This is a genomic window from Nitrospinota bacterium (assembly GCA_029881495.1).
Lineage (GTDB): Bacteria > Nitrospinota_A > UBA7883 > JACRGQ01 > JACRGQ01 > JAOUMJ01.
The window spans coordinates 1-2,179 of record JAOUMJ010000065.1; the positions used below are offsets into that span (position 1 = coordinate 1).

Annotated in this window: 3 protein-coding genes; 1 reads left to right on the forward strand and 2 read right to left on the reverse strand. The window is 48.7% G+C overall.

What is annotated here, in order from left to right; genetic code table 11:
- On the forward strand, window positions 1-472 hold a 472-nt coding region (locus OEY64_13290; GenBank protein ID MDH5543917.1), incomplete at its 5' end, for a hypothetical protein.
- A gap of 9 nt (window positions 473-481) precedes the next feature.
- Here the strand turns inward: OEY64_13290 and OEY64_13295 are convergent.
- Window positions 482-1,033: a phosphatase PAP2 family protein gene (locus OEY64_13295; GenBank protein ID MDH5543918.1), complete on the reverse strand. Its 552-nt coding sequence runs from the start codon at window positions 1,031-1,033 to the stop codon at window positions 482-484.
- Window positions 1,030-2,179 (reverse strand): LptF/LptG family permease (locus OEY64_13300; protein MDH5543919.1); only part of this gene is annotated, 1,150 nt, incomplete at its 5' end. The genes OEY64_13295 and OEY64_13300, both read right to left, overlap by 4 nt.

Consider the following 2,179-nt stretch of genomic DNA (forward strand, 5'->3'; position numbering starts at 1 on the left):
TCCGGTAACTGTCGGCGCATCTTCCATGGCTCCGGGGGGGAAGAAACCCGCTTTCGACCATTCAGGCGTGCAGGCGCAAAAGCAGGTAATGACGCAGGGATACCAGAAGGAGCAGGAGCCCGGCCAGATAATCGCTCAAGGGATTCTTGAGCTTGGGCCAACGCTGGCAAAAAGGGATTTTGACAGCTTTTTTCTCTATGTCATAGCCTGGCATTTCGATAAGCCGGGACCGCCGATAGCGGTTATAAGAAAAGAACATCCGAAATTTCCGCTGAAGTTTTCACTTGATGGCAACGCACTTATGGCCGCCGAATTCCCAAGCTCCGATACCCCGCTTAAAATCGAAGCATGGCTCGATAGCGACAGCGATGTCGCCACCAAGAGCAAGGGGGATGTGTACGGTTTCACTGGGAGCAGCGTCAAGGTTGGAGAGAAGAGCGTAAAGGTCGTTCTTGACAAGGAGAGGCAGTAGCCGATTTCGTCAGGAGGGGGAAGGTATCCCTTTCCGGTAGTTGTATCGATAGACCAGATACGCGGAGAAAGCCCCCCACATGGAACCGGCAAGTATGTCTGCCGGAAAATGCATGCCGAGCTGAACGCGGGAGATAGCGACGAGAGAGGCCCATAATATCCACATTATGGCGTGCCTCCTGAAGAGCAGTATCATCGCCGCGGCAACGCTGAAAGCGGTTTGTGAATGACCGGACGGAAAAGTCCGGTGATGAGGTCTTTTGTACGGGGCATGAACCTTTGCCTGAAGTTCCTTCGATATTTCTCCAAAATGTCCAAGAGGTCTGTCTTTCACATAGACCTGTTTGACAGCTATCACCCCCACACCTCCGATTATCATTGCGATAACAAGAAATTTTAAATTTTCCTTCGCAAGTCCCCCGTAGAGCCACATTGCTGAAAGCGCGATAGCAAGCGCTGAAAGGGTATATCCGGAGAATGTAAACGCTATCATTATGTTATCCACTGCAGTACCGAGCGGCCGGTTTATTATCCAGAACAGTTCTTCATTGATCGAGTTCATTTTTTTCCGTTTTCCTCGCTCGCAATATCTTTCTTTCTTGAAAATCTGATAAACGCGATACGCAGTTGTTCAAACCATCCGAAAAACCGGAATGGGGCGACTTCCCTGGATGTTACCGAGATGAGATATATGGTAAAGGCTCCGACAATGATATTCGGGATCCACATCGAGAGCGCCGGGTCGACCTTTCCTTCCCTTCCGAGTCCTTCGAATAGCATCAGGAGGATGTAATTCGTAATTATTGCTCCTATGCCGAGGCTGATACCGCTCCACTTCCCCCCGCGCTGGGAGCGTATTCCAAGCGGAACCCCCAGAAGAGCGAGTACGATGCATGTGAAGGGGAGCGCTCTCCGTTTGTAAATTTCCACCTCGTCATTCGTATGTGGTTCGTTCTTTTTTTTGCGATCTTCAACCCTGGTTCTTATCTCTTCAATCGACATTTCCCGCGGCTGTATGACGTACCCGTCCTTTTTGTCCGGATCGGTGTTGAATACCATTTCATAGTCGACGTATTTAGTCATTCTGAAAGTGTTGGAATCGCCGGAATAAACGCTTCCGTTTGAAAGCTGGAGGATCACCTGGTCATCTACGGTCACGAAACGGCCTTTGCTTGCGGTTATGAATTCCGGTTTTTCGGGATTGTGGCTGTCAAAGATGAACAATCCTTCCAAAGTGTCTGCGTCAACCGGTTTTTCGCTTACATAGATTACCGTGTTTTTGATCTTGTCGAAAAAGACCCTCTCGGTAAGCGAGAGTGAAATTCTCTCCGTAATTATTTTTCGGAGAAGTTTGATGAATTTGTAATTTCCTTCATGCTGGACGTTCACCGAAAGGTAATAGTCGGCGGAGAATATCATCGTTGAAAAGATGATAACAGGGAGGAGTATTCTGATGAAGCTCACTCCGCAGGAGCGCATCGCGGTAATTTCGTTGTCCGCCGAAAGCTGCGAGAAAGTTATCAGCGTGGCAAGGTGTATCGCCATAGGGATGGAAACTACCAGAAAAGCTGGCGTTACGTAGCCGAGAAGATAGACGAAATCCATAAGCGAGATCTCGCTGTCCAGAATCAGTTCCGATAGAAAGTGTATCTTTTCCAGGAAGAGGATCGACATCACGATGGTGATGCCTACCAGGAAAACATAAAAT